Genomic DNA, 13,397 nt, shown 5'->3' on the forward strand with positions numbered 1-13,397 from the left:
GCCGCTATGAACCAGCCCTTAGCGCGTTATAGGTGCCTTGAGCAGCGTGTGGTCTTTATTACCGGCGGCGGCAGCGGCATTGGTGCTTCGCTGACCCGTGCCTTTCATCATCAGGGCGCACGGGTGGTATTTGTCGATATCAACGACGAAGCCAGCGAGGCGTTGGTCGCCGAGCTTAGTGCCGCAGCCGGGGAGCCACCGCTTTACCACCACTGCGATATTCGCGATGTGGAAAGTCTGCAAAAGGTCATCGCCGATACCGGCCAAAACGTCGGGCCGATCCATACGCTCGTGAACAATGCCGCAAGCGATGATCGTCACCGTTGGCAGGATGTCGATGCTGCCTACTGGGATGAACGCATGTCGCTCAACCTACGACCCATGTTCTTTGCCGCCCAGGCGGCGGCTGAACAGATGATGCAAACGGGCGGAGGGTCGATCATTAATTTTGGCTCAGTCAGTGTACAAATGGCGCTCGGCGGTTTGCCCGCCTACGTCACCGCCAAAGCCGCAGTGCATGGCTTAACCCGCAGCCTGGCCCGCGACCTGGGCGAACACAATATTCGCGTTAATACGCTGGTGCCCGGCGCAGTGATGACCGAACGGCAGATCGAAAAGTGGATTAGTCCCGAGGACGAAATCACCATTCAAGAGCGCCAGTGCCTAAAAATTCGCCTTGAGCCCCAACATATCGCTCCCGCCGTGCTGTTTTTAGCCAGCGCGGAAAGCAAAGCCATTACTGGCCAAGAGCTGGCGGTGGACGCTGGCTGGGCCTAGAGGAAGTCTGTTGGTTATGGTGTAACGCCTCGTTTTGCGTAATGATTTGATCCTTGCCCCTACAAGGACGTTTCGATGCCGCTGAATTGGATGCCTCTGAACTGGACAGAAAAGCCCCAACTGCCCAAAGCAGAAGGTCGTATAGAAGCGATTGATTTGGCGCGAGGTCTAGCCATTGGCTTAATGATCATAAGCCACGCCATTAGCGGTCTCGTCGGCATTCGAAATGTGCCCGATTGGGGAATGGTGCCGATCCATTTTCTGACCAAATTCTCCTCATCGCTGTTTATTATGGTGTTTGGCATCGCGCTGGCCGTGGCGTTTCTTTCGCATACCCAAAGTGACGATTGGCCAAGGCGCCGCTTAAAGCTCTGGCTACGTGCCGTAGAAGTATGGTTTTGGTACAAGGCGCTGACTATCTTTGAAATGCTTCCCTACTACCCACCTAACGAGATCGTCGATGCCTTGCTCTATGGGCGCTTTGCGATTTGGGTCGAAATCTTAGGTTTCTATGCCATTGCGCTGCTTTGGGTGCCGCTGATGTTACCGCTATGGGCGCGGGCACCGCTGTGGAGTCGACTCGCTACGATTGGTGCATTAACCGCGCTGACCGTCTGGCTGCAGAGTCTTACGTTTGGTGGCAACGATATTCTGAAAGCGCTGCTAGTGGATCACGAAGACCATTACACCTGGGGGCAGATCAGCCGCGCACCGATGATTCTAGTCGGGCTGCTTATCGGTGAAGCGTTACTCCGTTGCTATTTTGAACCGGCCTCTCGCCGACGCTTAGTGTTTACGCTACTGGGTCTGGGTGCGCTGATGGTGGCGGGGTTTTATGCACTGGCGTTTGCCAGTGGCGATGTACAAGCGGCGATGCTCGCCGTTGCCAATAATGTTGGTAAACACCCGCCAGGGCTTGAGTTCATGCTGTTTAGCTTGGGCGGGGCACTGGTGCTGTTAGCGCTGGCGTTAGCCGGGGGCGCCAAAGCCGCCAAGGCACTTTTACCGCTGACGATGGTCGGTTCAGATGCCCTGAAAGCGTTTATTTTCCATATTGTGATGATCTTTTTAGTGCTCCGCTTTTTGTGGGAAGGCGAGGGAATGTACACCTACCCACAGGCACTGGGCGTGGGTGGCCTGTTGATACTTGGCGCCGCGGCGTGGATTGGGCTGACCCGCTGGATGGCTAACCACCGCTAAAAGCGATTAATAACGGCTGGAGTAACGATTTGCGATACTGGATTCAATGCGGGTTTTTTATTGCGATTGCACTGCTCATAGTGCTCCCTGCACACGCACATGGGTACGAAACAAATTGGTACTATGAAGTCGATAAGCAGAGCGCTTGGCAGGGCGATTTAGCCTCTCGTTTGAAGGCTATCGAAGGGGTATTTGAGGGCGAACTGGGCGTTTATGTACAAAACCTCGTCAGTGGTGAAGCTTTTTCCTGGCGCGCCGATGCCCCTTGGTATTTAGCCTCGCTGATTAAAATACCGGTGGCGGCGCAAGTGCTGGCCGAACGTCAGGCAGGCACCCTGACGCTGGATGAGCGGCTAACGCTTGCCCAAAGTGACTTTGTCGATGGCGCGGGACCTACCAACTGGCACGACCCCGGTACGCCCATCTCCATCCGCTACTTGATGGAGCAGATGATTACCGTCAGCGATAACACCGCTACCGATATGTTGATTGATCGAGTGGGGCTGGATGCCGTCAACGAGCGCGCTCGTACCATGATCGCGGCAAGCGGCGGCAACCCTGACGAGATCGGCCCCATCTCTAAACTGGTCGGCGTGCGCCAGGGCGTTTATGGCGAGCTTCACCCTGATGCGCGCGCGCTTGGTGGAATGGATTTTATCGCTCTGCGCCAGCATGCGGTAAGCCAGCGTGCCCAGGCGTTGGCCCGCGCGTTAGGCGTTCGCACAGAATCCTTTACCCAGCCCGATTACGACCAGGCGTTTGATGCCTATGAAGCCACCGGCGAAAACGTGGGCACCTTACGCGCCTTTGGCGACTTACTAGCTAGCCTGCACGGCGGCATAGATGACTTAAGCGCCGAGCAGCGACAAACCCTATTAGCGGTGATGCAGCGAACCAGTTCCGGCAAACGGCGTCTTAAAGCGGGCCTGGGGGAAGGCATAAACTTTGCCCATAAAACCGGCACTCAGCAGCGGCGCAGTTGCGATGCCGGTATTGCCGAGCGTGCCAACGTTGAGACCACCACCGAAGGGCCGTGGGTGATCGTTAGCTGTACTCGCGGGCCAGCGGCGGTAAGCGCTCACGAGCGCGCCTTGGCCAGTGTCGGTGAAGCGTTGCGTTATAGCGGAGCCCTGGGTAAGCCGTGGTAAACTACTGCCCCGAATGATTCTCAGAACCTACTTAGTCAGGAGCAACTTATGACACAAGCCAGCGCCCGCCACATTCTAGTCAGCAGCGAAGAGCAGTGCCTAGCACTCAAGAAAGAAATCGAAAACGGCCGTGATTTTGCTGAAGTCGCCAAAGAGCACTCCAGCTGTCCCTCCAGCCGCCAAGGCGGCGACCTCGGCAGTTTTGGCCCCGGCCAAATGGTGCCTGAGTTCGATAAGGTCGTCTTCAATGACGAGGTCGGCCAAGTGCACGGCCCGGTGAAAACCCAGTTTGGTTATCACCTGCTCGAAGTCACCAGCCGCACTTAACTTTTCCTAACCAAACGCTCTTAATTTCGCCTAAAAGGCCGTCAAGCACCGCGGTTGTTAAACCGCGGTGTGAGGAGTACGCCTTGAACGACCCAATTATTACTATTAGCGGCCTGAATAAAACCTATGAAAGTGGCTTTCAGGCGTTAACCCATATTGATTTAACCATTCACCGTGGCGAAATATTTGCGCTGCTTGGCCCCAATGGAGCAGGGAAAACAACGCTGATTAGCGTGGTGTGTGGCTTGGTCAATCCCACCGCTGGCCATGTCATGGTCGATGGGTTTGATAATATTACCCACTACCGCCAAGCCCGCGAGCGCATTGGGCTAGTGCCCCAAGAACTGACCAACGAAGCATTTGAAACCGTCTGGAACACGGTTAGTTTCAGCCGCGGCCTGTTTGGCAAAGCGCCTAATCCGGCCCATATCGAGAAAGTGCTCAAGTCGCTGGCGCTCTGGGATAAGCGCAACAACCGGCTCATGACGCTCTCGGGCGGCATGAAACGCCGTGTGTTGATCGCCAAAGCGCTATCGCATGAGCCGCGCATTCTATTTCTGGATGAGCCCACCGCCGGGGTCGACGTTGAACTGCGCCGTGAGATGTGGGATGTCGTGCGCCAACTGCGCGATAACGGCGTGACGATCATATTGACCACCCACTACATCGAAGAAGCCGAAGAGATGGCCGACCGCATCGGCGTCATTAATCGCGGTGAACTGGTGCTGGTAGAAGAGAAAGCCGCCTTGATGAGCAAGTTGGGCAGCAAGCAGCTAACACTGAACTTACACAGCCCGCTGACAGAGATACCTGCGAACCTACAACGCTTTGAACTAAGCTTAGCCGCTGAAGGGTTTGAATTGATCTATACCTACGATGGCAGCCAGGAAGAGGACGGTCACGCGATTTCAGAGTTTTTAACTGCGCTGGAGCGGGAAGGGGTTACCTTTAAAGATCTCAATACTCGGCAAAGCTCGCTTGAAGATATTTTTGTCGATTTGGTTAAGGAGCGCGCATGAATCTTCACCCCGTTCGCGCCATCTATATGGCCGAAATGGCCCGTACGCGCCGCACGTTACTGCAGAGCATTGTCTCGCCTGTCATCTCCACATCGCTCTATTTTGTGGTGTTCGGTGCCGCGATCGGCTCGCGGATCAGTGAGGTCAATGGGGTTAGCTACGGCGCCTTTATCGTGCCGGGTCTGATTATGCTGATGCTGCTGACGCAAAGCGTTTCCAACGCCTCCTTCGGTATCTTTTTCCCGAAGTTTTCCGGCAGTATTTATGAGCTGCTTTCAGCGCCTATTTCACATTTAGAGATAGTGATTGGCTACGTGGGCGCGGCAGCTTCAAAATCGATCTTGCTGGGGCTGATTATCCTGGCGACCTCAAACTTCTTTGTGCCGCTGGAGATTGCTCATCCCTTTTGGATGCTCTTCTTCCTCGTGCTAACGGCGGTCACCTTTAGCCTGCTCGGCTTTATCATTGGTATATGGGCGGATGGCTTTGACCGGCTACAGCTGGTGCCGCTGCTGGTGATCACGCCGCTGACCTTTTTGGGCGGCAGCTTCTACTCTATTGATATGCTGCCGCCGTTTTGGCAAACCATCACCTTGGCCAATCCTGTGGTGTACCTAGTGAGCGGCTTTCGCTGGAGCTTTTACGGTATTAGCGATGTTAGCCTAGCGGCAAGCGTGGGCATGATCACCCTGTTCCTGGTGGCTTGCTTGGCCACGATTGGCTGGATTTTTCGCACCGGTTACCGCCTTAAACCCTGATCCTTTTTAAACCCTGGAAGCTAGTAGACCTTTATGCCACTACTGCAAAGTATTGTGCACCGCCTTGACCCGACACTAGACGGTGAGCGCCTAACCCTAACCGCTGCGCCCCAAGAACAGGCGGCTCCCAGCGACGACCCGGTAATGACAAGCCTAGTGGGTGCGCTGAACGACACCTACAACACTAAGCCCAAAGGTTGGGGGCGCTTTGCCGACGAGGGCGAATCAGCAGGGCCGCTTGCGGTGTGGCTGCGTGCTTATCTTGCCGATGAACAGAGTTTTGCTGAGCTTTCTGTGGCACTGGCCGAACGGCTGGCCAAGCAGCTTCAAGAGCAGTTGTCAGTCAGTGGTTACCTAGTGATCAGCCACCAGCGCCAGGGCGATACGGAAACTCTGCTGATCGCACTGGTTCACCAGCGTGAAGGGATTGGCATTAATGCTGAGCACCACGCGGTGCCCGCGGCCCAGCTCAATACCAGCCAGCTTACGCTGGCAGCGCGCATCAATCTTACCCAGTGGCAGAGCGATGCCCCGAGTGCGCAGTATGTCTCGTTCCTAAAAGATCGCGGCGGCAAAAAACTCGCCGAGGGCTTGGTTGCCTTACTGGGCATGGAAGAGGGCGTTGATGGCCCGGCGGAAACCCGCACGCTACTAAAAGCGTTTAGCGACTATGTCGAGAAAGAGGATTACGACGACGAAGTGAGCCGTGAAAAAACCGACACGCTGGTCGATTACGCCAATGAGCAATTGCGCCGTGGCGAGCCGATGACCCTGGAAGAACTTTCCGGCTTGGTCAACGAACAGCAGCCCAAAGCGTTTTATGAGCATATCCGCAACGCCGATTACGGGCTCTCGCCGGAAATCCCCCCCGATAAGCGCACCTTGAGCCAATTTCGCCGCTTCACCGGGCGTGCGGGCGGCGTCTCGATTAGTTTTGACTCCCACCTGCTTGGTTCAAGCATTGAGTACGATGCTGCCCAGGATCGCTTGATCATTAAGCAAGTGCCCAAGCAATTAAGAGAGCAGCTCACCAAGCAGGATTGAGGTAAGGATATCTAGCCAGAAGAGCTCTATGCTAGATTCGAGTAGTTGAAATAGGAGCTTGCATGAGCGAAGCGGATACCTCCCGACCCGCCGACCACGACAGCCCTTGGAAGATGGCGCTGGAAGGGTACTTCCAAGAGTTTTTGGCGCTATTGTTCCCAGCCATTCATGAACAAGTGGATTGGTCGAAAGGCTTTAGCTTTCTCGATAAGGAGCTACAGCAGATCACGGCGGATGCCAACAGTGGTAGGCGTTACGCTGATAAGCTGATCAAGGTCTATGCACAAGATGGCAGCGAGACTTGGGTGCTGATCCACGTTGAAGTGCAGGGAGAGCCGGAGGAGGCTTTTGCTGAGCGAATGTACACCTATCAGTACCGGCTCCGTGACCGCTATGGGGTGGACGTGGTGAGCCTGGCGGTGCTGGCTGATACCCGCGATAGCTTCCGACCCACTACTTTCCGCTATCAGCGTTGGGGGTGCGAGCTGACCTTTACCTTCCCCACGGCTAAACTGATTGATTGGGAAGCTCGCTGGACGGAGCTGGAAACCAGCGACAATGTCTTTGCGCTGGTGGTGATGGCCCAGGTCTACGCTAAGCGATTGAAGGACGGCGCCACACGCAAGGATGTCAAGATTGCTCTCATTCGGCTGCTGTATGAACGGGGCTACAGCCGTGAACAGATTGTACGGTTGTTCAATATTATCGACTGGATGCTCCAGCTACCGAGAGCACTGGAGTCCGAATTTGTCCAGGCGGTCTACGCCATACAGGAGGAAAAACACATGCCTTATGTCAACACTGTTGAGCGCTTTGAGCGAGAGAAAGAGCGTCAAGAAGGGCGTCATGAAGGAGTGGAAGGTACGTTGCGTAAGCAAATCGCCTTAAAGTTTGGCGAGATGCCCGATTGGGCAGATCAGCGCCTAACATTGGCTTCAGACGCACAGCTAGATGAATGGGTAGTGCAGATTCTGACGGCAGATAGCTTGGAAGTTCTGCTTGATCAGCACTAACCATGCTAAATGGAGACCCCAATGCTGAATGCCATTAGTGATTTTTTCCAACGCACGCTGGCGCAACCTGAACAGCGTGAAAACCAAACGCTGACGCTGGAGCTTGCCACCGCCGCGCTGCTGTGTGAAATCGTCCGCGCTGATTACGACACCACCGACGAAGAGCTGGCCACACTGCGCAGCATGCTAATTGAGCGCTACCGACTAAGCGAAAGCGATGTAGAAGAGCTAATGTCGCTTGCTCAGGCGGAAGTAGATGAGGCCGTTGATCACTACCAGTTCGTTAGCCTGATTAAAGAGCACTATAACTACGGCCAGCGCTGTGAGTTGGTGGCACAAATGTGGCAACTGGCTTGGGCCGACGGCAATGTTGACCCGCTAGAAGAGCACCGCATTCGCCGCCTCGCGGATTTGCTACATGTCAGCCACAGTGATTTTATCCGCACCAAACTGCACGTAGAGGAGCGCAATAACCACGATGCATAACCGCAATGAAGACTCGAATTTAATGGACCTAATTGACTCAATAGAGAACATGGAGCAGGACGCTCCTCGAATCAGCGTTGATGATGTGGTTTATGCCGTAGGTCGGCGCTCGTTTGGGCCGCTCCTGCTGGTGGCTGGCTTAATTACCCTGACGCCGATTATTGGCGATATACCCGGTATGCCCACGCTGATGGCCGCGCTGGTGTTGCTGGTGTCAGTGCAATTATTAGCGGGTAGTGAAACGTTTTGGCTGCCTAAATGGCTATTAAAGCGCTCAATTTCGCGCCAAAAGTTTGATAAAGGCATTCATTACATGAAAAAGCCCGCCCGCTGGGTGGACGGGCTGCTGAAGGTTCGTCTGCCGTGGCTGACTGGGTATATCGGTATCCGCGTAACGGCGGTTGTGTGCCTGCTTATCGCACTCGCCATGCCGCCCATGGAGTTTATCCCCTTTTCAGCCAACGGCGCGGGGCTGGCGCTGTCGCTGTTGGGGCTAGGCCTGGTTGCCCGCGATGGCGTGGCGTTACTGCTGGGATTCGCGCTGTTTGGCGCTACCTGCGCCTTTATCGCGATGAATCTGTTATAAATTGAAGCGTTTTATTGTGTCCGGCGTTTAACCGGTAGCTACTGCGGGTCTTGCGCCAATAGCTCCTCCACCAGCCCATTCAGCCGCTGCTGGAACTGCCCGCCCGGCGAGGGTGGGTTGGGGTCTGAGGTGATCACGACTGTCATCTCACGCTCGGGAATAACAAACAGCGCTTGGCCACCATAGCCGCGCCCGTAGTAAACATTTTCCCCCGCTAACTGAGTAATAAACCAACCGAAACCGTATCCGTCGCCTGTCCAGCGAGAGGTGCCACGCGGCTGCCACGATGTTTCTACCCAGCCTTCCGGCAGAACCCGCTGCTCATTTCCAGATTCATCAATGACTAGCCCGTCGTTGCGATACAGCTCGCCCACCTCAATCAATGCCCGTGGTGAGAGCTGCATATCATTGCCACCAAAATAGATGCCTTGCGGGTCGCGTAGCCACGGGCGGATAGTGATATTGAGCGGATCGCCTAGCAGGCGTTGTGCAAGCGCATGGGTCGTCTCACCGCTGGTATGGGTGAGTGCGGCGGAAAGCAGATGGCTGGTGCCGGTTGAATAGAGCATTTCCCCGCCGGGTTCATCCACAAAAGGGCGAGTAATGGCATCGTTAACCCAGTTGTCACTGGCTACCCAAGCGCCATAGTTACTGCCGGAGGTACGCTCAAGCCCCGCCTGCAGTGCGAGTAGATGGGCCACCGTGATCTCGCTGACTTTTGGATCAACACCGCTAGGAAGATGCTCGCCAAACAAATCCACCATGGGCTGCTCGACGGAGTCGATAATATCCGCCTCAATCGCCGCACCAGTGACCGCTGCCAGCACGGTTTTGGAGAGCGATTTAATATTGGCAGGCGATGCCACCCCCGGCCCACCTTGATGATGTTCATGGATAATCTCGCCATTGTAGGCCACTACCATGCTGTGAATACGTTCAAGCTGGCGGGTTTGCTGGCCTAGTGCCTGGAGTGCTGTTGCAGAGGGTTTATTTGCTGCTGCGGCAGAAGTAGCGAACAACGACATAACAGCAAACGAAACAAGCAAAGGAGTAACGCGCATCGCAATACCTTCGGTATAAGTGGCAAAGGTTCGAGGCTAAGAAGCCGAAGAGGTTCCGCTACAGGTAGCCGCGAGCATTAAGGTTAGGTGACACTTTCTGCGCCTGAGACTGAACTGAATATTTATATGAATGGCTCATTTTTGAGCTTTTATAGCCAGTTTTAGTATATAGTGTTTTATAAATGACCCTTTATTGAGAGAGTTACTATGGCCCTGACCCACTCTCTGCTTGCGCCTGGCGAACTGGCCCAGCAGGTCGGTGCTAACGCACGGGAAACCCGATTGGCGCAGAACCTTTCCCGTAGAACCTTGGCGCAGATGGCGGGTGTTTCCGAGTCCACCATTAAACGATTCGAGTCTCATGGGCAAATAACCCTCGAAGGGCTTGTACTCATTGCCACGGCACTGGGCGCAACAGGTCAAATTGCCGAAATATTCAAGCATGAGCACCCAGTATCCCTTGAAGAAATCAAACGGACAGGTCGCACCCGGGGGCGAAAATGAAGCGGATCAACACTGTAGAGGTGCTGCTAGCAGGTAACCCAGTAGGGGAACTGGTCGCTAGTCGACAGGGGATCTACTTTGCCTATTACCCCCAGTGGGTGGCGGAAGGCTTCAATTTGTCGCCCTTGAATATGGATTTTACTACTCAACCACAAAAGGCGGCCGATCCACTTCTTTTTGCTGGTCTGCCGGGGGCATTTGCTGACTCGCTGCCAGATGGTTGGGGAATGCTGCTCATGGATCGTTATTTTCTTGCCGAATATGAAAAAGACCGGAGAGACATTTCTCCTCTTGACCGGTTGGCTTACATGGCCGACAGGGGGATGGGAGCGCTAGAGTATCGCCCCGTTCTCGAGCGTACCGTCGATGAAGACAATATCGACTTGGAACAACTTTATCAGGCCTCTCATGCTGTCTATGAAGGTGAGACTTCGTCCACTCTGAACGCCCTAAGATTGGCTGGTGGTTCTCCGGCTGGTGCCCGGCCCAAGGTTGTCGTCGCTTTGTCTCCTAATGGACGTCATTGCAGTACCTCGTTCAAAGACCTTTCGGCTGGCTACCAGCACTGGCTAGTGAAATTCCGCGCACCCAACGAGCATCGGGACACTGGTGCCATTGAGTACGCCTATTCATTGCTGGCAGAGCTTGCTGGGGTGAAAATGGCTGCGAGTAGGCTGATTGAGATCAACTCTGCAACGGGCATCGAACGTTTCTTTTCCGCTCAGCGTTTTGATCGCAATGGTAATAGCAAAATTCACATGATGACGGCTAGCGGTATTCTCTATGCTGATTACAGCGCCCCCTCGCTGGACTATTCAGACCTGTTGAAGGCAACTAACGCGTTCACCCGCCATTCAGAAGACGTTGAGCGAATGGCGAGGCTGATGGTGTTCAATGCCCTGACCCACAACCATGATGACCACGCAAAGAACTTCGCTTTTTTGCATGATCATGGGCGGTGGACGTTGGCGCCAGCTTATGACCTTACTTATGCCCCTGTTAGGGGTTATGCAGATGAGCACACCACCTCTATCAGCGGCGCAGGCGTGGCTACCCGGAAGAAGCTAAAACAGGTGTGCGCACCCTTTCGGTACTTAGATCCGGATCTCTACATTGAGCAAACCCTTGATGCCCTTGCTGGGTGGCCGACCCTTTGTCATGAATTAGAGATCGATAACCAGCAGCAGAAGCTTATTCAGCGCGCCTTTGACGAAAAATACCAACGCCTTGGATAGCACAAGAGTAGTCACTTTCGACTAGAGGGAGGCAGTGGAATTACGCAAAACAAGAAAAAGCCTGCTAGGATGGGGGTGTTGGCTCATGGGTAAGCAACCCTTTGATTTTACCTAAAACGCAATAAGCAAGGAGCGCCCTATGCGTAATATTATCTACATTATTGGCCTGATCGTCGTTGTGCTGTTCATTCTGTCGATGCTTGGCCTACGCTAAGCCCCATACAATAAGCCAAGCAAAAAACCGCCCACAAGCGAAAGCTGTGGGCGGTTTTTTTATGCGCAATCAGCAGCACCCTGACCAAACATATCAAACATCATCTCGCGGCCAAGGCCGGTCAATACAAAGCGGCCATACTCATTAAAGGTGGCAGCTTCACTAGTTTCCATCACTTGCTGGCAGGTTGCCCAGGTGGGCGCAGCTGCGCTAAGCGCGACAAGCTCGCGTTGGGCTAAGCCGCGCTGGGGCAGGGTGATGGTTTCTAGCACATGACCGTGGTCGTAAAGCAGTTCAGCGGCAATCGACAAACATTGGCGAAGGCTGCGTTGAACGTTTGCAGCCCACGAGACGCTTGGAGAGGGCGTTCTGTTGCCAGCTCGGGAGGACTAAGCTCTAAAGACATTAGTACTGGAGGCATCGAATGATCTCCTGCGGTCAGCCCAATAGGGGCTTGTTGCAGCGCATTATAGACTAAGGGCGATGTTAGACCAAGGTCTATAATCCGCGCGAGCATTCGTGCGCTAGCGCTCATCAACCGCAAGCCAATGTGCTACGCTCGCTGCCACGTACCTTAGTGAGTCAATGTGTCATGCATATCAGTGTATTCGGAACCGGCTATGTCGGCCTTGTCGCGGGCGCTTGTTTAGCCGATGTGGGCCATCAAGTCACCTGTATGGATGTTAACGCCGAGCGGATTGCGCAGCTTAATGCGGGCGACGTACCGATTTTTGAGCCAGGGCTTAGCACTATCGTTACCCACAACGTAGCCGCAGGGCGCTTACGCTTTACGACCGATGCGGCTCAAGCCGTAGCGGAGGGCGAGTTGTTATTTATCGCCGTGGGCACACCGCCCGATGAAGACGGCAGTGCCGACCTACGTTATGTGCTGGAAGTGGCGCGCACCATTGGCCAGCATATGGATAGCTACAAGTTGGTGATTGATAAGTCGACCGTACCGGTGGGAACTGCCGAAAAAGTTCACGCCGCTATTAGCGAGGTGCTTGAACAGCGCGGCGTCTCTCACGCCTTTGACGTTTGCTCCAACCCGGAGTTTATGAAAGAAGGGGCGGCGATTGAAGATTTTACCCGTGGCGCACGCATTATTGTCGGCACGGAAAGCGAGCGGGTGAAAGCGCGGATGCAAGAGTGCTACGCCCCCTACAATCGCAACCACGAAAAACTGATGTTTATGAGCGTGCGGGCCGCCGAGCTGACCAAATACGCCGCCAACGCCATGCTCGCGACCAAAATCAGCTTTATGAACGAGATCGCCAACCTTGCAGAACGGCTGGAAGTGGATGTCGAAGACGTGCGCCGAGGCATTGGCAGCGACCCACGCATTGGCTACCACTTTATCTACCCAGGCTGTGGCTACGGCGGCTCCTGCTTCCCCAAAGATGTTCAGGCGTTAGAGCGTGCCGCGCGCCAGTTAGGCTATACGCCGGAACTGCTTAGCGCCGTCGAAGCGGTTAATTTGCGCCAAAAGCAGACCCTATTCACAAAACTGCAAGATAACTTAGGCAATCTAAGTGGCAAGACCATCGCGGTGTGGGGGTTGGCGTTTAAACCCAACACCGATGATATGCGCGAAGCCCCAAGCCGCACCTTGATGGAAGCACTCTGGCAAGCGGGCGCGAAGGTGCAAGCGTTTGACCCAGAAGCAATGGCGGAATGCCGCCGCATTTATGGCGAGCGGGATGACCTGATGCTGGCGGGCGACCGGATTCAAGCCGTGAAAGGCGCCGATGCCCTGGTGATTTGCACCGAATGGAAAGAGTTTCGCAGTGTCGACTTCACCTGGCTAGCTGAGCAGCTAGCCGACAACGTCGTTATCGATGGGCGAAATTTGTACACGCCCGAAGCCGTGGAAGAGGCAGGGCTGCGTTACATTGGGGTAGGGCGCAGAAGCCGTGGCTAGGCGGATAAATTTAAATTAAGAAGATGTGCTTTACCTTCGGTTACTTTTTGACACGCAGTAAAGGCGACAAATCCTTAAGTTAGTTGTTAAATAGCCGAAGGTTT

Annotated in this window: 14 protein-coding genes and 1 pseudogene; 13 read left to right on the forward strand and 2 right to left on the reverse strand. The window is 54.5% G+C overall.

Annotated features, from left to right (window positions below):
• Nucleotides 1-6: 6 nt before the first annotated feature.
• From V8L70_RS06535 to V8L70_RS06580, 10 genes and pseudogenes are all read left to right on the forward strand, one after another.
• A complete protein-coding gene (locus V8L70_RS06535) occupies nt 7-777 on the forward strand; it encodes an SDR family NAD(P)-dependent oxidoreductase (RefSeq protein ID WP_101146428.1) in 771 nt (256 codons plus the stop codon).
• A gap of 75 nt (nt 778-852) precedes the next feature.
• Nucleotides 853-1,977 carry a heparan-alpha-glucosaminide N-acetyltransferase domain-containing protein gene (locus V8L70_RS06540; RefSeq protein ID WP_101146427.1) on the forward strand — a complete coding sequence of 375 codons (1,125 nt, stop codon included), beginning with the start codon at nt 853-855 and terminating at the stop codon, nt 1,975-1,977.
• A gap of 29 nt (nt 1,978-2,006) precedes the next feature.
• Nucleotides 2,007-3,125 carry a serine hydrolase gene (locus tag V8L70_RS06545; RefSeq protein WP_232774855.1) on the forward strand — a complete coding sequence of 373 codons (1,119 nt, stop codon included), beginning with the start codon at nt 2,007-2,009 and terminating at the stop codon, nt 3,123-3,125.
• Between the two features lie 45 nt (nt 3,126-3,170).
• Nucleotides 3,171-3,452 (forward strand): annotated as a pseudogene (locus V8L70_RS06550) (peptidylprolyl isomerase); the annotation flags it as partial.
• 83 nt (nt 3,453-3,535) lie between these two features.
• On the forward strand, nt 3,536-4,471 hold the full coding sequence (locus tag V8L70_RS06555; RefSeq protein WP_101146426.1) for an ABC transporter ATP-binding protein: 936 nt from the start codon (nt 3,536-3,538) through the stop codon (nt 4,469-4,471).
• Nucleotides 4,468-5,229 (forward strand): ABC transporter permease, encoded by a 762-nt coding sequence (locus V8L70_RS06560; protein ID WP_008959452.1) that lies wholly within the window; start codon nt 4,468-4,470, stop codon nt 5,227-5,229. Before V8L70_RS06555 ends, V8L70_RS06560 begins: the two co-directional genes overlap by 4 nt.
• Before the next feature lie 33 nt (nt 5,230-5,262).
• Complete coding sequence (locus tag V8L70_RS06565; RefSeq protein ID WP_101146425.1) at nt 5,263-6,273, forward strand: nucleoid-associated protein; 1,011 nt, start codon at nt 5,263-5,265, stop codon at nt 6,271-6,273.
• Nucleotides 6,274-6,335: 62 nt separating this feature from the next.
• Complete coding sequence (locus tag V8L70_RS06570; protein WP_101146424.1) at nt 6,336-7,286, forward strand: RpnC/YadD family protein; 951 nt, start codon at nt 6,336-6,338, stop codon at nt 7,284-7,286.
• Between the two features lie 21 nt (nt 7,287-7,307).
• Nucleotides 7,308-7,772, forward strand: coding sequence for a tellurite resistance TerB family protein (locus tag V8L70_RS06575; RefSeq protein WP_035561485.1), 465 nt, complete (start codon nt 7,308-7,310; stop codon nt 7,770-7,772).
• Nucleotides 7,765-8,358, forward strand: coding sequence for an exopolysaccharide biosynthesis protein (locus V8L70_RS06580; protein WP_035561488.1), 594 nt, complete (start codon nt 7,765-7,767; stop codon nt 8,356-8,358). Before V8L70_RS06575 ends, V8L70_RS06580 begins: the two co-directional genes overlap by 8 nt.
• Nucleotides 8,359-8,396: 38 nt before the next feature.
• On the opposite strand, the gene V8L70_RS06585 is transcribed toward V8L70_RS06580, so the two are convergent.
• The gene (locus tag V8L70_RS06585) at nt 8,397-9,419 is read right to left on the reverse strand and encodes a serine hydrolase domain-containing protein (RefSeq protein ID WP_101146423.1); all 1,023 of its coding nucleotides are present in this window, start codon (nt 9,417-9,419) and stop codon (nt 8,397-8,399) included.
• A gap of 207 nt (nt 9,420-9,626) precedes the next feature.
• On the opposite strand from V8L70_RS06585, the gene V8L70_RS06590 reads away from it, so the two are divergent.
• Nucleotides 9,627-9,923 (forward strand): helix-turn-helix domain-containing protein, encoded by a 297-nt coding sequence (locus tag V8L70_RS06590; RefSeq protein WP_101146422.1) that lies wholly within the window; start codon nt 9,627-9,629, stop codon nt 9,921-9,923.
• Entirely contained in the window at nt 9,920-11,158 is a 1,239-nt protein-coding gene (locus tag V8L70_RS06595; protein WP_101146421.1) for a type II toxin-antitoxin system HipA family toxin, read from the forward strand. Before V8L70_RS06590 ends, V8L70_RS06595 begins: the two co-directional genes overlap by 4 nt.
• A gap of 273 nt (nt 11,159-11,431) precedes the next feature.
• On the opposite strand, the gene V8L70_RS06600 is transcribed toward V8L70_RS06595, so the two are convergent.
• Complete coding sequence (locus tag V8L70_RS06600) at nt 11,432-11,683, reverse strand: hypothetical protein (protein WP_101146420.1); 252 nt, start codon at nt 11,681-11,683, stop codon at nt 11,432-11,434.
• 281 nt (nt 11,684-11,964) lie between these two features.
• Here V8L70_RS06600 and V8L70_RS06605 point away from each other — a divergent pair, with 281 nt between their 5' ends.
• Complete coding sequence (locus V8L70_RS06605) at nt 11,965-13,293, forward strand: UDP-glucose dehydrogenase family protein (RefSeq protein WP_101146419.1); 1,329 nt, start codon at nt 11,965-11,967, stop codon at nt 13,291-13,293.
• The last annotated feature ends 104 nt before the right edge of the window (nt 13,294-13,397 follow it).

Source organism: Vreelandella arctica (assembly GCF_037070215.1).
Classification (GTDB): domain Bacteria; phylum Pseudomonadota; class Gammaproteobacteria; order Pseudomonadales; family Halomonadaceae; genus Vreelandella; species Vreelandella arctica.